This window comes from Bacillus sp. HY001 (assembly GCF_007558965.1).
GTDB classification, from domain to species: domain Bacteria; phylum Bacillota; class Bacilli; order Bacillales; family Bacillaceae_G; genus Bacillus_A; species Bacillus_A mobilis.
Map to the genome: position 1 here is coordinate 1 of NZ_VLTE01000071.1, position 20,732 is coordinate 20,732.

Here is a 20,732-nt window from a genome sequence, read left to right on the forward strand (position 1 = left end):
GAGCCAGAGGTGAAACCGGAAGATCCGAAAGAGCCAGAGGTGAAACCGGAAGATCCGAAAGAGCCAGAAGTGAGACCGGAAGATCCGAAAGAGCCAGAGGTAAAACCGGAAGACCCGAAAGAACCAGAAGTGAAACCGGAAGATCCGAAAGAACCAGAAGTGAAGCCGGAAGACCCGAAAGAGCCAGAGGTGAAACCGGAAGATCCGAAAGAACCAGAAGTGAAACCGGAAGATCCAAAAGAGCCAGAGGTGAAACCGGAAGATCCGAAAGAACCAGAAGTGAAACCGGAAGATCCGAAAGAGCCAGAAGTGAAACCGGAAGATCCGAAAGAACCAGAAGTGAAACCGGAAGAACCGAAAGAACCAGAAGTGAAGCCGGAAGATCCGAAAGAACCAGAGGTGAAGCCGGAAGATCCGAAAGAACGAGAGGTGAAGCCGGAAGATCCGAAAGAACCAGAGGTGAAACCGGAAGATCCGAAAGAGCCAGAGGTGAAACCGGAAGAACCGAAGAAACCAGAAGTGAAACCGGAGGAACCGGAAATAAGACTAGAAAAATTGATTAAAGAGCCGCAAGTAAAAGTAGAAAGAGAATTACCAAAAACAGGGGCAGCGTCTCCATGGATGATGTCAGTTGGTGCGGGAATTTCATTCTTAGTCGGCGGAGTATTATTCATATTAGGTAGAAGAAGAAAACAGTAATTTTAAAAGCACAATGGGTTCGATCATGTATCGGATTCATTGTGCTTTCGTTTTCTAATATATAAAGAAAAGCTCCTTCCATGTATGGAAGGAGCTTTATTTTACATATTAAAACATACTCGAGCTATGCATTGGTTGAAGTTTTGCGTTTGGATCGAAGTAAGCTTTTGCATTATTTACTGCTGTTGGTGCTTCACCGAAGCCGCAAGCAATGAGTTTTACTTTTCCTTCATATGTACAAATGTCACCAGCAGCGTAAATGCCAGGAATATTTGTTTCCATTTTTGAGTTCACGAGAATGCTGTTTTTTTGTATATCTAAGCCCCAGTTTTTAATTGGGCCAAGAGAGGAAACGAAGCCGTAGTTTACGATTACATCATCAACATCGATGATGATTTTTTCTTCCGTTTTTACGTGTTGAAGAACGACTTGTTCAATTTTGTCATCACCAATGAGTTCAACTGGAACATACGGTGTGCTTACTTCTGCGCGAGAATTCATTAAGCTTTCTACGCTATGTTCATGCGCACGGAATTTATCACGGCGATGAACGATTGTAACTTTGTCAGCGATTGGCTCTAACATCATTGTCCAATCAACAGCTGAGTCGCCGCCACCAAATACTACAACACGCTTACCGGCAAATTTATTCATATCATCAACGAAATAATGTAAGTTTTTCTTTTCGTACTTTGCTGTTCCTTCTAATTCTAAGCGGCGTGGTTGGAAAGCACCATTGCCAGCAGTAATAATAACTGATTTAGAATAGTGAGTTTGCTTATTCGTAACAAGTTTAAATATACCATCAGCTTGTTTCTCAAGCGTATCAACAGCTTCTTCTAAACAAACGGTTGGGTCAAATTTCTTCATTTGCTCTTTTAAGTTATCAACTAATTCTTGTGCGCGCACTTTTGGGAATCCGGCTACATCATAAATGTATTTTTCAGGGTAGAGTGCGGATAATTGTCCTCCAAGTTGAGGTAAGCTTTCAATGATTTTTACACTTGCTTGTCTCATACCGCCATAAAATGCTGTGAATAGTCCTGTTGGACCACCACCAATGATTGTTATGTCGTAAACTTTTTGATTTTCTGCCACTTTCATTCCCCCTATAGATGGAATTTTGATATTGATTTCATATATTGTTCATATGTACACGAAAATCCTGCAAATGATGACACTTTCAAATAAATGATAGCATATTTGAGTTCATAATACTTCTGAAAACGACTGAATTGTGTGTAAGTTTTCGCATAGATGCTTTTTAAATTGTATAAAATATGGTGAAAGGAAAATACATGAAAAAAAGGCTGAAAAACCCTTGAAAACGCTATGTTATTTTAAAATATTGATAATTCGCCAGACGCTTGAATTCTGGAATAAAACCGACTAATATAGGGAAGTATTATGTTAAATTTCTATGACAAAATTCGTACGATTTTTTGACTGCGTTTTGTTATGATATAGAATGTGATAAATTCCACATTCTTGACAAATAGAGTTTTTAGTACTTGGTATTATTTTTCATTACTATTATATAAAGAAAAGGGTTGTGATTTGGTGAAGACTCCAAAAATCGTAGTTTTAGGTGCAGGTTATGGCGGGATGATTACGACTGTTCGTCTGCAAAAAGCATTATCTGTAAATGAAGCTGAAATTACGTTAGTAAACAACAACAGCTATCACTACCAAGCGACTTGGTTACACGAGAGCGCAGCTGGTACATTACAAGATGAAAAAATCTGTCTAGATATTCAAGACGTTATTGATACAAATAAAGTGAACTTTGTACAAGACACAGTAGTAGAAATTAAAGCTGCTGAAAAACGCATTATCTTAAAAGACGGCGAGTTAGAGTATGACTACTTAGTAATCGGTCTTGGTTTCGAATCAGAAACATTCGGAATTACAGGATTAAAAGAGCATGCATTCTCAATCGCTAACATTAATGCAACTCGTGAAATTCGTGAGCATATGGAAGCTAGTTTCTCTAAATATGCAACTGAACAACGCGACGAGTTAGTAACAATCGTTGTTGGTGGTGCAGGATTTACTGGTATCGAATACGTAGGTGAGCTTGCGAACCGTGTTCCTGAACTTTGCAAAGAGTACAATGTACCACGTGAAAAAGCACGTATTATCTGTGTAGAAGCTGCTCCAACAGCACTTCCAGGTTTTGATCCAGCATTAGTAGAATACGCTGTAAAACAACTTGAGAAAAAAGGCGTAGAATTCCGCATCGGTACAGCAATTAAAGAAGCAACTGAAGAAGGTATTATCGTTGCAAATGGCGATGACACTGAATTAATTAAGTCTGAAACAGTAGTTTGGGCTGCAGGTGTTCGTGGTAACGGTATTGTAGAAGAGTCTGGCTTTGAAGCAATGCGCGGACGTGTAAAAGTTGATGAGTACATGCATGCTCCAGGATACGAAGAGGTATTCATGGTTGGTGACGCAGCGTTAATCATTAACGAAGAAATTAACCGTCCATACCCACCAACAGCACAAATCGCAATTCAACAAGGTTACAACATTGCACACAACTTAACTGTGTTAGTTCGTGGTAAAGGCGAAATGAAAAAATTCGCATTCGATAATAAAGGATCTGTATGTTCTTTAGGTCATGACGATGCAATGGGCGTTGTTATGGGCAAAAAGTTAACAGGTTGGAAAGCTTCTTTCATGAAGAAAGTAATCGATAACCGTTACCTATTCTTATTAGGTGGACCTTTATTAGTTCTTAAAAAAGGTAAATTAAAGTTCTTTTAATATATAGTAGAAAAAGCAGAAACGGCTAAGAGCTGTTTCTGCTTTTTTCATTTTAAAAATATAGTATAATGTATAAAAAGAAAGAATATTCTGTCCGTTCTGGTAGAGGAGGGTATGACATCATGGAGAAACGAGGGAAAGTATGGCTAGCTGTCGGTGGCCTAGTAGCTACAAAAGATGGCAGGTGGCTCTTCGTTAAGAAGAAGTACAGTGGATTAAAGGGGAAATGGTCTTTGCCGGCTGGTTTTGTAAATGAAGGTGAGACGGTTGATGAAGCTGTGAAACGTGAAGTGTTAGAAGAGACAGGCATTGTCGCTCATGTGAAGGGGATCATTGGTGTTCGATCGGGTGTGATTCGCAATGAGATTAGTGATAATATGATTATTTTCCTTTTGGAGCCTGAAGGAGAAAATATTATTGTACAGGAGAAAGAATTGTCTGAAGTAGCATTTCTACATCCAGATACGATTGCGGACGATCCGAATACGTCTGTACTGATTAAATATTTGTTAGAAAGAAAATCAGAACTACATCTTGAAATGGACAAAACATTAAATCCAGGTGAACAATTTGGTTATACCGCCTATCACGTATTTACGGCGCATACGAAGGAGAGGGAGAAAGAGTGAGTATACCGGTACTACTTATTTCAATGATGTTATTTTTCATTTTGTTTTTTGGAATTGGATTTTTACTCAACATGATTTTGCGAGCTACGTGGGTAATGGTTATTGTGTATCCGATTGTTTGTATGATTATTATTAATAAGGCGAGTGTGTGGGATTATTTTTCAAAGCCAAAAGAAACATTTTCTTCATTTGGGACAAGTGTATCGCATTTAGGACAAGCAGATATGTTTATTTTATCTACTGGATTAGTAGGTGCTGCATTAGCAGGAATCGTAATTAAGAAACTCCGGAAAAGCGGATATCAAATGTTTTAATCTCCAATTCATTTGGAGATTATTTTTTTGCATATTCCTTCATCGTATAGGGAATGATTAACGATGAAGGAGTGTGGAATATAAAAATGTTAAAACGATATTGTATTCGCATTATGATGACTTGTTTACTTGTATCCGCATTATGCGTAACATGGAATGCTTTCACAGGAGTTTCTTTATTAGAGATTGTAAAGAAATATGAGGGAACGAGTGCAAAAGAAGTACATGCAGCAGAAGTTAAGAGAAATGTTGCTCCGAGTAAAGAAGTGATAAATGCTTTAGAGCAGGCAAACGACTGGTCTAAATATCGTTCAATTGAAATGACTGCAACAGGTTATACGTCGGGAATTGAGTCAACTGGCAAGAGGCCAGGACATCCGGAGTATGGTATTACATATTCAGGTGTTAAGGCGAAAAGGGATTTATATTCCACAATCGCTGCGGATTTACGCGTATTCCCAATTGGGACAATTTTATTCGTACCAGGATATGGGTATGGTGTAGTAGCTGATAAGGGCGGTGCGATAAAAGGAAACCGTCTTGATCTGTATTATGATACGGTGAAAGATGTTTATAGCCAATGGGGTAAGAAAAAAGTAAATGTGTATGTAGTGAAAGTTGGAAATGGTAAGTTTTCAGAGGAAGAGTTAACGATGTTAAATCAAGACGAAACAATGCAAGTGTTCCGCGGTCAATATTTAAAACAAAGATAGTCTAGTGGTAAGTACGCTAGACTTTTTTTATTTCATAATGGAGGTAATAGCAGAAGTTAGAATTGTCGCATTTTATCGAAAATAAAGTTATAATAAAGGTAGAGTAGAGAAATTTAGGGGGTCTGAACATGTTTCAAGTACAAAAAGAATTAGCAAGCCATGAAGCGGTAATTGTTGCCTTATTTGAAGAAGAGAAAACGAGTAGTTTTGTACAAGAACTGGACAAAGCGTTTGAAGGACAATTACAAGTTTTATTAGAAGAGAAAGAACTTTCTACGAAGAAGAAAGCTATTTCAAAAGTACATAGTTTAGGAAAAACAAATGTGAAACGTTATTATTTCGTTGGTTTAGGTAAGAAAGAATCTTATACGACGGAAACGTTACGTGCGGCTCTTGGTAAGGCGTTTAAAACGTTACAAGCAGCAAAAGTACAAGATGCAGCAATCTTACTTGATTCTTTCGTAACAGAGAAATTAGACGCAATTGATGTAGCTCACATTGCAGCAGAAGTACAAGGTCTTGGTACATATGAGTTACAAACGTATAAATCAGATCAAAAGGAACGTGTAGAGTTAGAGAAGTTCGCGGCTATTACAGCAGAAGATGCACATGAAATTGAAGCTGCATTAACAGTTGGCTACGTACATGGACATGCAACAAATTCAGCTCGTACACTTGTAAATATGCCGCCAAACGTATTAACAGCAACAAAGCTTGCTGAGTATGCTGTTGAGTTAGCGGAAAAGTATGATATGGATTATAAAGTTCTTGAGAAAGAAGAGATGGAAGATCTTGGTATGGGTGCGTTACTTGCAGTAAACCAAGGATCTACTGAACCACCAAAAATGATCGCTCTTATTTATAAAGGAAAAGAAGAGTGGACAGATGTTATTGGATTCGTTGGAAAAGGAATCACATACGATACAGGTGGTTATTCATTAAAACCACGTGAAGGTATGGTCGGTATGAAAGGTGATATGGGCGGTGCTGCTGCTGTATTAGGTGCGATGGAAATTATCGGTGAACTTCGCCCAGAGCAAAATGTGATCGCTGTTATTCCATCAACGGATAACGTTGTAAGTGGTACAGCATTTAAGCCAGACGATGTCATCACGTCTATGAGCGGAAAAACAATTGAAGTATTAAATACAGATGCAGAAGGTCGCCTAGCATTAGCTGACGGTATTACGTATGCGAAAAAATTAGGTGCAAACTATCTAATTGATGTTGCGACATTAACAGGTGGTGTAATTGTTGCACTTGGAAATCATACGACAGGTGCAATGACAAACAATGAAGAGTTGTTTGAGCAAGTGCTAGAGGCATCTATGGAAACAGATGAATCAATTTGGCAATTACCGATTTTTGATCGTGATAAAGAACGCGTGAGAAACAGTAAGTTTGCTGATTTAAATAACTCACCAGGTCGTGAAGGACATGCGGTTATGGCAGGTACATTCCTAGGTGAATTCGCTGAAGAAACACCGTGGGTACACTTAGACATTGCTGGAACATCTGAAACGTCAGGAGCGCATGATTTAGGGCCGGCTGGAGCAACAGGTGCAATGGTACGTACACTTGCAACACTTGTTGAACGTTTCGGAGAAGAATAAAATTATAAGAGAAGGCTGTTCCAACATGTTGGAACAGCCTTTTTTATTATGATGACTATGGTCGTCTTATCCCACATGAACTCGTTTCACTTTATCCCGCTTTAATGGACAGTAAGACCCCCGCCTCAAAATTCAGCGAAAGCCAAGAAGTTAGGTGGGGGTCGGGCTGCCCATAAAAGTCCGATTGGTGAGGGCTAATAATCAGTGGGGGATGAAGAAAACCCCCACTGATTAAAGTTTCACTTTATAAAGAAATCGTGTATAACGTCCCATTTAAAGCGAATGAAGTGCGGCCTGTTTCTTCAGAGACAACTAAAATAAGGGCATCGCTTTTTTCTGATAAGCCAATCGCAGCTCTGTGACGTGTTCCGAGTTCAGGGTCAACTTCTGTGCTTTTCGTTAACGGAAGAATATTGGCAGCTGAAACAATATGATTATTTTTAACGAGAACGGCTCCGTCATGAAGAGGGTTACCTGGATAGAAAATGGATTCTAGTAACGGTGAGGTTAAATGAGCGTTTAATGTTGTTCCAGTTTGAATGCAAGATTCAAGTGTCTCGTTTCGTTCCACAACAATAAGAGCACCATGTTTTCGGGCGCTTAAATGCTGGACAGCTGTTGTGATGAACGATGAACTTTCCGTATACGGTGATAAATACGCTTGAATATAGTATGTAGCTGCCAATGTTTGTACATTGGCTAACATATGGTGAATATCTTCCATTTTGCACAAAATACATTCATCTTCTTTATCAATTGCTTGCCTCATAATTGATAATTCTTTCTCAGCAATTTCAATCATTTGCTTTGTTTGTATTTTGAGCTCTTCTGACAAGCCCCATTCTTGCATAATCCTCATTCCCTTTAGTGGAGTATTTAGCCATAGTGTATACAAATATTCTTAGTAAAATCCTATTAGATTGTAAAAAATATTGAGATACAGGTTGTTTTTTTCATATAATAAAGGTATGACAAGCGAGAGGAGATAGAAGTATGAACTGGAAACAAGAATTTAGTCGCTGGCTTTCATATACAGAGCTAGACGCAGAACTAAAAGAACAGTTAGAAAACATGAAGCAAGATGAGAAGAAAATTGAGGACAGCTTTTATAAAAATCTAGAATTCGGCACAGGTGGTATGCGTGGTGAACTTGGTGCTGGTACGAACCGTTTAAATGTATATACAGTTCGTAAAGCGACACAAGGATTAGCGACGTTTATTGAAAAATTAGGTGAAGAAGCGAAGAAGCGCGGTGTTGTTGTAGCGTACGATTCTCGTCATAAATCACCTGAATTCGCAATGGAAGTAGCTGCTACACTTGGTGCACACGGCATCACAACATATGTGTTTGAAAGCTTACGTCCAACGCCAGTGCTTTCTTTCGCAGTTCGTCATTTACATACAGTGAGTGGAATCGTTCTTACGGCAAGCCATAATCCACCTGAATATAACGGTTATAAAGTATACGGTGAAGACGGTGGGCAGTTGCCTCCAAAAGAAGCTGATGAGTTAATTAGCTATGTAGATGCAGTAGAGGATGAGTTAACAGTTGAGGTTGCTAATGTGGAGCAATTAAAAGCTGATGGTTTATTACATATTATTGGACAAGAAGTAGATGATGCATATGCAGCAGAATTGAACAATGTCATCATTAATAAAGAAATGGTACAAAATGTTGGGAAAGACTTAAAAATCGTCTTTACACCATTACACGGAACATCAAATATTTCTGTACGCCGTGGTTTAGAAGAAGTTGGATTTACAGATGTAACAGTTGTAAAAGAGCAAGAGTTACCAGATCCGAACTTCTCTACAGTTAAATCACCGAACCCAGAAGAGCATGCAGCGTTTGAGTATGCTATTCGTGACGGTGAGAAGGTAGGCGCAGATGTGTTAATCGCAACGGATCCTGACGCTGACCGCCTTGGCGTAGCAGTTCGTAATCACGATGGTGAGTTCCAAGTATTAACTGGTAACCAAACAGGTGCATTAATGCTTGATTACTTATTATCTCAAAAGAAAGAAAACAGAACACTTCCAGAGAACGGTGTTGTATTAAAAACAATCGTAACATCTGAAATTGGCCGTACAATCGCGAAAGCATACGGTTTAGATACAGTTGATACGTTAACTGGATTTAAATTTATTGGTGAGAAAATTAAACAGTATGAAGAAAGCGGACAATACGAATTCCAATTCGGTTATGAGGAAAGCTATGGTTATTTAATCCGTCCATTCTGTCGTGATAAAGATGCAGTACAATCTGTTCTATTTGCATGTGAAGTAGCTGCATACTACAAGTCACAAGGGAAAACGTTATACGATGGTCTATTAGAAGTATTTGAGAAGTATGGTTTCTTCCGTGAAGATCTTGTATCGTTAACGCTAAAAGGAAAAGATGGAGCGGAACAAATCCAAGAAATGATGGCAACATTCCGTGAAAATCCTCCGAAAGAAGTAGCTGGCTTAACAGTTGTAGCAGTTGAAGACTATAAAGCGAGCATCGTTACATCTTTACAAGATGGACATAAAGAAGAGATTCACTTACCGAAATCAAATGTGTTAAAATATCAATTAGAAGATGGTTCATGGTTCTGCCTACGTCCATCTGGAACTGAACCGAAGATTAAGTTCTACTTCGGTGTTCAAGACAATTCTTTACAAAATAGTGAACAAAAGTTACTTACTATTAAAGAAGATATTATGAATCGTTTATAATATAAAGTAATTTTAAGTAGTAGGGAACAAAAGGGAGTGAAACCTCCCTTTTGTTCTATGTAAGGAAATGATCGTTATTGATTCTGACAGAAGAGAGGGTATTTTGTGATGAAAAGAGTAAGAAAAGCGATAATCCCGGCAGCTGGATTAGGAACACGTTTTTTACCAGCTACAAAAGCAATGCCAAAAGAAATGTTACCGATAGTAGATAAACCGACTATCCAATACATTGTAGAAGAAGCAATAAAATCAGGAATCGAAGATATTATTATCGTTACTGGTAAAACGAAGCGCTCGATTGAAGATCATTTTGATAATGCATTTGAGTTAGAGCAAAACTTATTAGAAAAGAAAAAGTATGAGTTACTTGAAAAAGTACAGGCTTCTTCAAAAATGGTAGATATTCACTATATCCGTCAAAAAGAACCAAAAGGATTAGGGCATGCAGTTTGGTGTGCACGTAAATTCATCGGTGATGAGCCATTCGCTGTTTTATTAGGTGATGATATCGTTCAAGCTGAAAAACCATGTTTACGTCAATTAATTGAAGAATATGATAAAACGCTTTCTTCTGTTATTGGTGTACAAACGGTTCCAGAAGATGAAACACACCGTTACGGAATTATCGACCCATTAGAGCAAGAAGGACGTCGTTACCAAGTTCGCAATTTCGTTGAGAAACCAGCAGCAGGTACAGCACCTTCAAACTTAGCAATTATGGGACGTTACGTTTTAACACCTGAAATCTTCATGTTCTTAGAACAGCAACATGTTGGTGCTGGTGGTGAAATTCAGTTAACAGATGCAATCCAAAACTTAAACGAAATTCAACGTGTATTCGCTTACGATTTCGAAGGAACGCGTTATGATGTAGGTGAAAAGTTAGGATTCGTTCAAACGACAATTGAAATGGCCCTGCAACACCCAGAATTACGTGATGACATGGTTCCAATGATGCAGAAAATTTTAGAAAAACACATGAATCAAAATTCTTAATAGAAAAAAGAGTTATTTCAGTACACTGAAATAACTCTTTTTTATTATGAAATCGTTGAATGAGAATGCTGATAAGCAGAACGGCGTACAGCATAGTATATGCGAGGTGCGATAATAGCACCGATAATTGTAAATGCAATATCTTTTACTGCAAACCACATCATAATCATCCAAGCAGCTTTATAACTCATATTACCACCCATAAAGAAATTGACTGCCCCGTACATATAAGTAGTACCGATAATATAAGTTAAAATGATTCCTGTGAAAGAGGCAATTGCAAATGTACTGAATGTTGGTCGTTCTTTTTGTTCTACTAGTTTTCCTGATACGTAAGCAACGATAATAAATGCAATAATAAAACCACCAGTAGGATCTAAAAGTGCGCCGAATCCAGCTTTGAAGTTAGCGAAGATTGGTGCACCAGCTAAGCCAACGAGCATATACACAGTCATTGATAATGCGCCAAGTCTACTTCCAAGAAGAAGCCCTGCTAAAATTGCGAAAAATGGTTGCATAGATAATGGGATGCCCGCCACTTGCAGGAATGGTGCCCAAGATACAATATTGGCACCAATGGCCATAAGAGCGACGAACATGGCAGCTAATGCTAAATCTAAAACATGAAATCTTCTCATAATGTTAACCTCCTGTTGTTTTTAGGTTAACATTATCGTAGCGAAAATATTTACTTGTTGTCAATCAAAATATTTTGATAAGAAGGCTTCAAATAATCTCTTAGCAACGTATACGGAATACGAAATTGCGGAATTCCGCTTGAATAAGGAGCAATCTCATATAAAGGGAAATAAATGACGAGATTGTCTGGTTCTAAAAAGAAGTGGAAATTTTTCGTTCTCATGACTTTTTCAGTTGCATCGGGAAAATAGATGCTTTCATTTTGTTTAATTTGCCTTACAATTTCAGCACGGATGACTTCTTTATATGTATCTGCTTTTTGAAATAAATCGTCTAAGTGTAGTAGCTTTTTTTCGTTTAAATCAAATGTGTTTGCCTTCCACGTATAAAGACCGTGTGCTCCGCCTGTATATTGATAGTAATTCACATATAGACTAAGAAAAGGTGGTTTATTTAAGGAGACTTTATAATCAACATTCGCCACATACGGGTGAAATGGTGTACTAGATCCTTCTGTTTCTTTATAATATTTTTTTGCGTCTTTTTCTAATTTGGCTTTAAATTTGTCAGTAGATTTCTTGTAATAGAAATTGAGCTTATTTTGAAATTTAGAATCGGAAAAATTGTGAAAAGAAGGTCTGTTAATTTGATATTCTATATAAGGTTTCTTACCTTTTTGCGTCACAGTCTGAACATCGATTGTCAGGTTGGATGCTTTGGCTGCTAGTGCACAATTTGGTACAATAGTCAGCAAGGAGAACATAAGCAGTAATATACAAAATTTCTGTTTCATTTAGGTGAAACCTCCTTATATAAGTGTTATAAGTAGTTTGAAAATAAACAGGTAAAATTATACATTTAATTAAAGTAAGAGAAGGGGGAAACGAGATGGCAAAAACTTTAATGGATTCACTTGGAATCGAGTTGTTAGAGATGACAGAGGATAAGGTAGTTGCTACGATGCCTGTAGATGAGCGTACGCATCAGCCGTTTGGATTTTTACATGGTGGTGCATCCCTTGCATTAGCAGAAACAGTAGCAAGCGTTGGTTCATACAATTTAATTGATCAAGAGAAATGTATTTGTTTCGGTCTAGAAATTAATGCAAATCACATTCGCTCAAAGAAAGATGGAATTGTAACAGCGATTGGGACACCGATACATAGAGGACATTCAACGATGGTTTGGGATGTGCGTATCATCGATGAAAATGATGATTTACTATGCATATCACGATGTACAGTAGCAATTAAAGAAAAACGTGAAAAGTAAAAAAGAGGCGCTCTCATGAGCGCCTCTTTTTCTTATAATTAGAACTGGATTTTCTTCTCTAAGAAACCTTTTAGTTCGCTAATTGGCATACGAACTTGTTCCATTGTGTCACGGTCACGTACTGTAACAGCTTTGTCTTCAACTGAGTCGAAGTCGTAAGTGATACAGAATGGTGTACCGATTTCGTCTTGACGACGGTAACGTTTACCGATAGAACCAGTTTCGTCAAAGTCTACCATGAAGTCTTTAGCTAGTTCTGCGAATACTTCAGTAGCACCTTCAGATAGCTTTTTAGATAATGGTAAGATTGCTGCTTTGTATGGTGCTAAAGCAGGGTGGAAACGAAGAACTGTACGAGAATCGTTTTCTAATTGCTCTTCTTCATATGCATCACATAAGAATGCTAATGTTACGCGATCAGCACCTAAAGATGGCTCGATGCAGTACGGTACGTAACGCTCATTCGTTTGTGGATCGATATAGTTAAAGTCTTCGTTAGAGTGTTCCATGTGACGTTTTAAATCGAAGTCTGTACGAGATGCTACGCCCCATAGTTCGCCCCAACCGAATGGGAATCGGAATTCAATATCAGTTGTTGCGTTACTGTAGTGAGATAACTCTTCTTCACCGTGGTCACGAAGACGCATGCTTTCTTCAGTCATACCAAGTGAAAGTAACCAGTTCTTACAAGTTTCGCGCCAGAATGCGAACCACTCTAAATCTTCACCAGGCTTACAGAAGAATTCAAGCTCCATTTGTTCGAATTCACGTGTACGGAATGTGAAGTTACCAGGCGTGATTTCGTTACGGAAGCTCTTACCGATTTGGCCAATACCAAATGGAAGTTTTTTACGCATAGAGCGTTGTACGTTTTTGAAGTTTACGAAAATACCTTGTGCTGTTTCAGGACGAAGGAAGATTTCGTTTGTGCTAGACTCTGTAACACCTTGGAAAGTTTTGAACATTAAGTTGAACTGACGGATTTCAGTGAATTCTTCACTACCACAATCAGGACATTTTACTTCATGCTCTTTCATTAAGTCAGCCATTTGGTCGAAAGTAAGACCATCAACAACCATTTCGATGCCTTTTGCATCTAATGCATCTTCAATTAATTTGTCAGCACGGTGACGCGCTTTACATTTTTTACAGTCGATCATTGGATCGTTGAAGTTACCAACGTGACCAGAAGCGATCCAAGTTTTTGGGTTCATTAAAATAGCTGCGTCTAAACCAACGTTGTATGGAGATTCTTGAATGAATTTTTTCCACCAAGCTTTTTTAACGTTATTTTTTAATTCGATTCCAAGTGGACCGTAATCCCAAGTGTTTGCAAGACCACCGTAAATTTCAGAACCAGGGAAAACAAAACCGCGATGTTTCGCTAAGTTTACAACTTGTTCCATTGAATACATAATAAAATCCTCCTTTTGAAAGTTAACGTATTGGCGATGACGTGCTCAGATACTAGTGAAACGAGCGGTATATGCTTTGAAAACATAAAAAAACGCTCATCCCAAGGCTTAATTGCCTAGGGACGAGCGTTTGCCCGCGGTTCCACCCTAGTTGATACACTAAAGGTGCATCCACTTTATCACGTATTGCTCGAGACTGCCGTTTCCTTGCGGCTTCAGGCTTTCACTATCCCTGAATCGCTTTTTGTGCAAGTACTTATAAGTCCGTCATCGCTACTTATATTAATAATAATGAACATATTCTAACACGTTCTTTTTTAAATCTCAATAGAGGAACGCGTCTATCTATGATAGAGTCTCGCCTATTTTTTCGTTATTTATTCCGTAATTTTCTTTAATGTGCTTAATTGCTTCACGTTTACTAAGCGGGGCAAGCTCGTTATTTTGCACGTATTCCCAAACGACATCGGGCTTTGTTTTTGCATATTCGCGAAGGACCCAGCCAATCGCTTTTTGAATGAAAAATTCTTTTGAAGAATGTAGTTGTCCAATAATCCAGAAAAGAAGTTCTTCATCCATTTTTTGTTTATATTTTAGCTGGAATAAAATAGCGGCGCGTTGCAACCATATGTTATCTGATGCAATCCATTTTGGAATATAGGCAGAAATTAATTCTGGATGTTTTAAAAAGATATTCCCTAAAAATGTAGGAACGATGCTATCGACAGAATCCCACCAAGATTTTGTTACAATGAGTTCTTCTAAAAACGGGATATGTGTTTCGTTTATATGCTTTTTATATTTTTGCATAATATCGAGTGCTACTGCCTGAAATTCACGTTCTGGTAAATCCCAAAGCTCACGTACGATAATTTGGAAATCTTTTGGATCTGGGAGAGTATGTATTTGAATAACGTCTTTCAATAGTTGTCTTCTCTCAGGAGTTTGAATACCGAGAAACGGGAAGTGATTTTTCATATAACGTGCCATCGGTTCTGCTTTTTCCGGATTTTTATGAGCTATGAAATGCTCTTGTAATGCTTGTACAAATGGATGCATCAGTTGTTCTCCTCTCTAATTATCTTACTCCTATTATTATACAGAGAGTTTGGTTAAATTTTAAAACATAACTTGCAATGTAATGAAATATGTTGAAAGTAGAGAGGAGAGGATAAGATGGAAGATCAAGGCGTACTAGCAGGTTTCTTTGCTCTTAGTTTTGCGTTTATTCTTGTTGTATTGATTTGGGCAATTATTGCGTATTTATTAACAGCTTTTGCACTGTATACGATGGCGAAAAATGATGGTGCAACGGATGGTGCTCTTGCGTTTATTCCTTTTTTAAATAGTAAGATATGGGGGGATTTAGCGAAAGATAAATTACCAGATTTCTTAAAAGAAGAAGCAGGATGGAAAGTATTTGGCATATATGTCGCGTGTTTCATTTTTAACTTCGTACCAATTCTATATTTAATAGCAACAGCTGTATCGATTGTGCTATCTATTTATCTTATCTACGCAATTTTAGATAGATACGGAACGAATTCTATATTGTTTACGATTATTCATACAATCACGTTTTCGGTTTTCTTACCGATTCACTTATTTATTATTCGGAATGAGCCAGTAAGATATAACGAGTAGATATATGCATGGAGCTGTTTCAAAGTTATTTTGGAACAGCTTTTTGTTGATCAAAAAAGGGCTGCCACATAGGACAGCCCTTTTCTACTACATAAGGTAGCGTAAATAAATATAAATATGAGAAATGATTAATGAAACGATCATAATTGGGAAGCCGACTTTAAGGAATTCCATGTAGCTAAATTTATGGCCCTCACGACTTGCGATACCTGCAACAATTACGTTAGCAGAAGCTCCGATTAATGTTCCGTTTCCACCTAGACAAGCACCTAATGCTAATGCCCACCATAATACGTCGATTTGTGCGTCAGAAGGTGATAATCCTAGCCCAACTGCCATATCGTTAATAAGTGGGATCATTGTTGCAACGAATGGAATGTTATCAATTGTTGCAGAGGCGATACCAGATACCCATAAAATAAGGATTGATGCGTAAGAAATATCTCCGCCCGTTATGCCAATCACCTTTTGCGCTAACATTTTGATAAGACCGATATCGATAAGTCCTCCAACGAGTACGAATAGTCCTGCGAAGAAGAAGATTGTTACCCATTCTACACTTGCGAATACCTCTTCAATTTCATGTTCTTTCACACCGATTAGCATAAGTACAGTAGCACCAGTTAAAGCGATGATGGCTGCATCAACATGGAAAATCGAATGAGTCATGAAACCTAAGATTGTAAGTCCAAGTACTGTTAAAGATTTTTTCATTAATACTGGATCTTTAATGTATTGCTTTTCATCTAGACTCATTAATTTCTTAACTTGTACAGGATCAGCAATTAATTGTTTACGGTACATGAAGTAAAGTATTGTCGCTGTCACACCAATAATAATGATTACGATAGGTGCTAAGTTGAATAAGAACGCATTGAAATCTAAATGCTTATTTGCAGAACCGATCATAATGTTAGGTGGATCACCAATTAATGTTGCTGTTCCTCCAATGTTTGAAAAAATAATTTCAGAAAGTAAATAAGGAACAGGATTTACTTGCAGTATGCGCGTAATAGATAAAGTAACTGGAACAACAAGAAGTACAGTTGTAACGTTATCTAGAAATGCGGAACCAAGTGCAGTAAGTAAGGAAAGTGAAATTAAAATTTTAATTGGATTTCCTTGTGCTCCTTTTGCTGCTTTAATGGCAACGTATTGGAAGACGCCCGATTTACTCGTAATATTCACCAGAATCATCATACCGATGAGTAGTGTAATCGTCCCCCATTCAATATGTTTCGTAAAGGCGTTGTGTAAATCAACGACCCCCATAATTACCATGAGTGCTGCGCCAAGAAGTGCGATGACAGCGCGATTAATTTTTTCAGAAATAATAATGGCATATGTAATTAAAAAGACTGCGATAGCAAAATAATACTGCCAGTTTGCGAGCTCTTGCGTTGTTTCGTGCAAAACTCTCATCTCCTTTCATTCACTTTTCTTAGTGTGTCAAAAAATTAACTAGATGAAACACACATAACGTCATTATAAAGTAGAAAAAAGGGGGATGTAAATGAAAGGGCTTATTTTGTCATATTTTCTGCATCGGTCATTTTTTCTTATTTTTAAAAATATTTGTGGGCATTTGACATATATATAAGATACATCCAATCTGAATATTTAAAATGGAATTAGCATTCGAGCTTGTTCGTGTAGGAGTGTCAAATAGAAAGGAATGACAAAGATGATAAGGAAGGGATCGTATGGATGAACAACGATTTTTATTTTTGGATTTTGAGTTTACGATGCCCCAGCACAGAAAAAAACCAAAAGGATTTTTCCCGGAGATTATTGAGGTAGGACTCGTCTCGGTTGTTGGCTGTAAGGTAGAAGACACGTATTCAGCTCATGTTAGGCCGAAAACTTTTCCTTCTTTAACGGATCGATGTAAGAAATTTTTAGGAATCAAACAAGAAGTCGTAGATAAAGGAATTTCGTTTCCGGAACTCGTTGAAAAACTTGCAGAATATGAAAAGAGATGTAAACCAACCATTGTTACGTGGGGAAATATGGATATGAAAGTGTTGAAACATAATTGTGAAATGGCGGGAGTAGACTTTCCATTCTTAGGACAGTGTCGTGATTTATCACTTGAGTATAAGAAGTTTTTTGGGGAGAGAAATCAAACAGGATTGTGGAAAGCAATTGAGGCGTATGGAAAAGCGGGGACGGGTAAGCATCATTGTGCGCTAGATGATGCGATGACGACGTATAATATTTTTAAATTAGTAGAAAAAGATAAAGAGTATTTAGTAAAACCAGCACCTCCAACACTAGGAGAACTCGTTGATTTTTCAAAAGTGTTAAAGAAAGTGAGTACACAGTAACGACCAAATTGTACAGTATGTAATTTGGTCGTTTTGTTTTTTTAAAGTTTGTAGTCTTTTTTTAATTGTTCTAATGTTTCTAGACTACGAACCGCAAAAGGTGAATCATCTTCAGAAAATGAATTCATTTGAGTTTCTAATGCTAATTTGAGTGACTCTGTATACTCTGGAATTTCTCCTTCATATTTCTTCACCATTTGCTCCGGAATGTTCGTTTGTTCACGGAAAGCTAAAGCGCGTCTTTCATGGAAAAATGGTACGTCAGCTTGTTTTACGTTATGTAAGTCACCTTGCACCGGATGTTTTAAAACAGCTAATACTTTTACGACGTAACTGCCAGGACGGCTATTTGTAACTTCGCCGATGTATTTTCCAGTTTTATAAATACCAGTAACGATTTCGCCAATTTCAAATGTTTCTCTCATATTTTTCACCTCAAGTTTATAGTAAGGAAAGTCCACGAAGTAGTCAAAGAAATCCTTCTCTTTCGGAACGACCCCTTGAGAATATGAATCGGTTCAACTATAATTTAAAATAATATAACAGAAAATTCTGATGGTTTTTGAATCCTATAATAAGGAGTGTTCAGTATGATGCCTTTATATTTTCCGGAAGATAAAACAGAATATATTATTCCAGGGATTGTTTGTGTTCTATTTATCATTGGTGCCGTTGCTACGTGGCGTATGTTCATTCGTGTATCAAAACGAGAAGCGGAGCGGTTACAGAAAGTTGAAGAAAAACTGTTAGCGGAAAAGAAACAGTAACTCATTTTTGTATGTTTCCCTCTATGCTCGGACAATCTAAGGGCAGAATATATTTTGGAGGGAATAGAATGAAGAAACGGCTTTTTTTCAGTTGTTGTTTATTATTTCTGATGGCAGGTTGTGACCAAGGAAAGCCGAAAGAAATTGACGTGAAATTACATAATGCTTCAGGTGATGAAGTGGGGACTGCGAAAGTAGTGCAGCAAACAAGCGGAGTGAAAATTACGGTTAAAGGGGAAGGGTTCGCACCTGGCCCGCACGGCATACATGTACACGAAATTGGTGAGTGTAAAGCACCACGATTTGAATCATCTGGGAATCATTTTAATCCTGATAATAAAAAGCATGGTCTTCTTAATCCGAAAGGTGCAGAAAATGGTGATTTACCGAACGTAATTGCAGACGGTTCTGGAAAGATTAAAGCAGAAATCGATGCGCCGCATATAACACTTGAAGAAGGAAAAACGACGATTCATAGAAAAGATGGAGCGTCTATTATTATTACAGAAAACGCTGATGATGGTATGACACAACCGACAGGTAAATCAGGTGATCGAATTGCTTGTGGTGTTATTGTAAAAAAAGCGTCGGATATGAAGAAAAAGTAAAAGCTACCGTGCATGGTAGCTTTTTTTGTGAAACGTAAGTGAAAATATATTGATTTACCTACAAAAGAATTTAGGATGAAAATGTATGGCGCAGTCTATTTAAAATTTCTTCTAAAACAGATCTTGGACAGCCGATGTTAATTCGAATATGTTCTTCTCCGCCTAATCCGTATTTCTCACCAGGTTCAACGATGATTTTTCCTTTTTCCTCAAGTAATGTAGTGCGTTCATTTTGAGAAAGTTGTAGGCGAGAGCAATCAATCCACAATAAAAAACTACCTTCTGGTTTCGTTACAGAAAGAGCAGGTATGTGATTTTTAATATATTCACAAGCGAATTGAGCGTTATCTTCTATATATAATCGAATTTCATTTAGCCAATCGTTGCATTCTGTATAGGCACTTTGCATCGCTGTATAGGCGAATATATTTAATCCGTGGAAGCCTTGTCTATATTGAATAGATGTAAAGGCTTGACGGAGTTTTTCGTTTGGAATGATAATGATCGATGCTTGTAATCCGGCGATATTAAATGTTTTACTCGGAGCCATACAAGTAATGGTGCGCGCTGCTAATTCTTCAGATAAAGAAGCGAACGGTGTATGTGTATGGTCTGCGTAAATAATATCGGAATGAATTTCATCTGCGACAACGATTACGTTATATGTTGTGCATAACGCGCCAAGTTGTGTGAGTTCCTCTTTTGACCAAACACGGCCGATTGGATTGTGAGGGCTACAAAGAAGCATGAGTTTGACGCCTTGTTGGAATTGTTTTTCTAAATGCTCGAAGTCTATCGCATATGTATCATTTTGTTTCTGTAATGGACTTACGCATAATTGTCTATTGTTTGTTGTAACCATTTCGAAAAATGGTGGATAAATAGGTGGTTGTACGAGAACAGATTCATTTTCCTTTGTGAAGGCCTGTATGCTCGTACTAAGAGCTGGAACGATTCCGGCGCTAAAGACAATCCATTCTTTTTGAATATCCCAGTTGTATTGTTTTTTTGTCCAGTTACAAATAATATCTCCCATATTTTCGGGAGGAAGTGTGTAGCCGAAAATAGGATGCTCGATACGTGTTTTTAAAGCAGTTTGAATTGGTTGTGGTACTTCAAAATCCATATCAGCAATCCAAGCATGGATAAGTTCTTCGTTTTTATATGTATCCCATTTTGTACTATGAGTTCCACGACGATTGACTGTTTTATGAAATAGTTGCATAAGTTTGCCCCCTTCTTCTGTAAAACCGATAAGTTATGAAAGTTCTCTCTCTTCTTATAGAATAGCTGATGTGATAGGATAAAGAAAAGTATTAAAAAGTGAAAAGGCGGGAAGCGAATGGGTACATATGAAAAGATGATAGAGGTTGTGAAGAATTGGGATCCGTTTCAAATGGGACCGGAGTTTTATGAAACAGAAGCGAGCGATGTTGTGAACGTCGTAAGTGTGTTTGATGATTCGAAATACATCGCAAAGAAGATTCAACATATATACTTTATGTCTTTTGAGGAAGTACCTGCGCTTGAAAAATGTGAGAAGTTAGCTGTGGAATTACTTGTAATAAAAGAAGGTGGAAGTTGTTCATTGTAGGCTGTCGGAATTTCC

General features: G+C 37.7%; 23 protein-coding genes. 14 read left to right on the top strand and 9 right to left on the bottom strand.

Annotated features, from left to right (window positions below; translation table 11 throughout):
- Positions 1-699: LPXTG cell wall anchor domain-containing protein (locus tag FOT98_RS25900; RefSeq protein WP_144291177.1), on the top strand; the 699-nt coding region annotated here is incomplete at its 5' end.
- A gap of 108 nt (positions 700-807) precedes the next feature.
- On the opposite strand, the gene FOT98_RS25905 is transcribed toward FOT98_RS25900, so the two are convergent.
- Positions 808-1,797 carry an NAD(P)/FAD-dependent oxidoreductase gene (locus FOT98_RS25905; protein ID WP_000829779.1) on the bottom strand — a complete coding sequence of 330 codons (990 nt, stop codon included), beginning with the start codon at positions 1,795-1,797 and terminating at the stop codon, positions 808-810.
- Positions 1,798-2,259: 462 nt separating this feature from the next.
- Between FOT98_RS25905 and FOT98_RS25910 the strand changes: the two genes are divergently transcribed.
- From FOT98_RS25910 to pepA, 5 genes are all read left to right on the top strand, one after another.
- Positions 2,260-3,468 (top strand): NAD(P)/FAD-dependent oxidoreductase, encoded by a 1,209-nt coding sequence (locus FOT98_RS25910; protein ID WP_063260534.1) that lies wholly within the window; start codon positions 2,260-2,262, stop codon positions 3,466-3,468.
- A 122-nt stretch (positions 3,469-3,590) separates the two neighbouring features.
- The gene (locus FOT98_RS25915; RefSeq protein ID WP_063260535.1) at positions 3,591-4,097 is read left to right on the top strand and encodes an NUDIX hydrolase; all 507 of its coding nucleotides are present in this window, start codon (positions 3,591-3,593) and stop codon (positions 4,095-4,097) included.
- Positions 4,094-4,411: a YuiB family protein gene (locus tag FOT98_RS25920; RefSeq protein ID WP_144291178.1), complete on the top strand. Its 318-nt coding sequence runs from the start codon at positions 4,094-4,096 to the stop codon at positions 4,409-4,411. Before FOT98_RS25915 ends, FOT98_RS25920 begins: the two co-directional genes overlap by 4 nt.
- Before the next feature lie 86 nt (positions 4,412-4,497).
- Positions 4,498-5,124, top strand: coding sequence for a 3D domain-containing protein (locus FOT98_RS25925; RefSeq protein ID WP_063260536.1), 627 nt, complete (start codon positions 4,498-4,500; stop codon positions 5,122-5,124).
- 128 nt (positions 5,125-5,252) lie between these two features.
- Positions 5,253-6,737 carry a cytosol aminopeptidase gene (gene pepA, locus FOT98_RS25930; protein WP_063260537.1) on the top strand — a complete coding sequence of 495 codons (1,485 nt, stop codon included), beginning with the start codon at positions 5,253-5,255 and terminating at the stop codon, positions 6,735-6,737.
- A gap of 244 nt (positions 6,738-6,981) precedes the next feature.
- Here the strand turns inward: pepA and cdaS are convergent, their stop codons facing one another.
- Entirely contained in the window at positions 6,982-7,587 is a 606-nt protein-coding gene (cdaS, locus tag FOT98_RS25935) for a sporulation-specific diadenylate cyclase CdaS (RefSeq protein WP_063260538.1), read from the bottom strand.
- A 143-nt stretch (positions 7,588-7,730) separates the two neighbouring features.
- Between cdaS and FOT98_RS25940 the strand changes: the two genes are divergently transcribed.
- Together FOT98_RS25940 and galU are read left to right on the top strand one after the other, a co-directional pair.
- A complete protein-coding gene (locus tag FOT98_RS25940) occupies positions 7,731-9,455 on the top strand; it encodes a phospho-sugar mutase (protein ID WP_063260539.1) in 1,725 nt (574 codons plus the stop codon).
- Between the two features lie 108 nt (positions 9,456-9,563).
- A complete protein-coding gene (gene galU / locus FOT98_RS25945; RefSeq protein ID WP_063260540.1) occupies positions 9,564-10,451 on the top strand; it encodes a UTP--glucose-1-phosphate uridylyltransferase GalU in 888 nt (295 codons plus the stop codon).
- Between the two features lie 44 nt (positions 10,452-10,495).
- Here galU and FOT98_RS25950 read toward each other — a convergent pair whose 3' ends face one another.
- Both FOT98_RS25950 and FOT98_RS25955 read right to left on the bottom strand, forming a co-directional pair.
- The gene (locus tag FOT98_RS25950; RefSeq protein WP_001252151.1) at positions 10,496-11,089 is read right to left on the bottom strand and encodes a biotin transporter BioY; all 594 of its coding nucleotides are present in this window, start codon (positions 11,087-11,089) and stop codon (positions 10,496-10,498) included.
- Positions 11,090-11,139: 50 nt separating this feature from the next.
- A complete protein-coding gene (locus FOT98_RS25955) occupies positions 11,140-11,883 on the bottom strand; it encodes a DUF3298 and DUF4163 domain-containing protein (RefSeq protein WP_063260541.1) in 744 nt (247 codons plus the stop codon).
- A 95-nt stretch (positions 11,884-11,978) separates the two neighbouring features.
- Here FOT98_RS25955 and FOT98_RS25960 point away from each other — a divergent pair, with 95 nt between their 5' ends.
- Positions 11,979-12,362, top strand: a complete 384-nt coding sequence (locus FOT98_RS25960) for a hotdog fold thioesterase (RefSeq protein ID WP_001140606.1) — start codon at positions 11,979-11,981, stop codon at positions 12,360-12,362.
- A 38-nt stretch (positions 12,363-12,400) separates the two neighbouring features.
- On the opposite strand, the gene FOT98_RS25965 is transcribed toward FOT98_RS25960, so the two are convergent.
- Both FOT98_RS25965 and FOT98_RS25970 read right to left on the bottom strand, forming a co-directional pair.
- Positions 12,401-13,777: a glycine--tRNA ligase gene (locus FOT98_RS25965; RefSeq protein ID WP_000287155.1), complete on the bottom strand. Its 1,377-nt coding sequence runs from the start codon at positions 13,775-13,777 to the stop codon at positions 12,401-12,403.
- Between the two features lie 345 nt (positions 13,778-14,122).
- Entirely contained in the window at positions 14,123-14,836 is a 714-nt protein-coding gene (locus FOT98_RS25970) for a DNA alkylation repair protein (protein WP_063260542.1), read from the bottom strand.
- A 117-nt stretch (positions 14,837-14,953) separates the two neighbouring features.
- Here FOT98_RS25970 and FOT98_RS25975 point away from each other — a divergent pair, with 117 nt between their 5' ends.
- Complete coding sequence (locus tag FOT98_RS25975; protein ID WP_000390064.1) at positions 14,954-15,421, top strand: hypothetical protein; 468 nt, start codon at positions 14,954-14,956, stop codon at positions 15,419-15,421.
- A gap of 87 nt (positions 15,422-15,508) precedes the next feature.
- On the opposite strand, the gene FOT98_RS25980 is transcribed toward FOT98_RS25975, so the two are convergent.
- Positions 15,509-16,834: an ArsB/NhaD family transporter gene (locus FOT98_RS25980; protein ID WP_063260543.1), complete on the bottom strand. Its 1,326-nt coding sequence runs from the start codon at positions 16,832-16,834 to the stop codon at positions 15,509-15,511.
- A 290-nt stretch (positions 16,835-17,124) separates the two neighbouring features.
- Here FOT98_RS25980 and kapD point away from each other — a divergent pair, with 290 nt between their 5' ends.
- Complete coding sequence (gene kapD, locus FOT98_RS25985; protein ID WP_061680142.1) at positions 17,125-17,748, top strand: 3'-5' exonuclease KapD; 624 nt, start codon at positions 17,125-17,127, stop codon at positions 17,746-17,748.
- A 41-nt stretch (positions 17,749-17,789) separates the two neighbouring features.
- On the opposite strand, the gene kapB is transcribed toward kapD, so the two are convergent.
- Complete coding sequence (kapB, locus tag FOT98_RS25990; protein WP_001209345.1) at positions 17,790-18,173, bottom strand: kinase-associated lipoprotein KapB; 384 nt, start codon at positions 18,171-18,173, stop codon at positions 17,790-17,792.
- Between the two features lie 165 nt (positions 18,174-18,338).
- Between kapB and FOT98_RS32570 the strand changes: the two genes are divergently transcribed.
- Together FOT98_RS32570 and sodC are read left to right on the top strand one after the other, a co-directional pair.
- Entirely contained in the window at positions 18,339-18,515 is a 177-nt protein-coding gene (locus FOT98_RS32570; protein ID WP_000982763.1) for a hypothetical protein, read from the top strand.
- A gap of 68 nt (positions 18,516-18,583) precedes the next feature.
- Positions 18,584-19,123 (top strand): superoxide dismutase [Cu-Zn], encoded by a 540-nt coding sequence (gene sodC / locus FOT98_RS25995; protein WP_063260544.1) that lies wholly within the window; start codon positions 18,584-18,586, stop codon positions 19,121-19,123.
- A 70-nt stretch (positions 19,124-19,193) separates the two neighbouring features.
- On the opposite strand, the gene FOT98_RS26000 is transcribed toward sodC, so the two are convergent.
- Positions 19,194-20,348: a MalY/PatB family protein gene (locus FOT98_RS26000; protein ID WP_063260545.1), complete on the bottom strand. Its 1,155-nt coding sequence runs from the start codon at positions 20,346-20,348 to the stop codon at positions 19,194-19,196.
- Positions 20,349-20,465: 117 nt separating this feature from the next.
- On the opposite strand from FOT98_RS26000, the gene FOT98_RS26005 reads away from it, so the two are divergent.
- Entirely contained in the window at positions 20,466-20,717 is a 252-nt protein-coding gene (locus FOT98_RS26005; protein WP_000537644.1) for a YugE family protein, read from the top strand.
- Positions 20,718-20,732 lie beyond the last annotated feature (15 nt).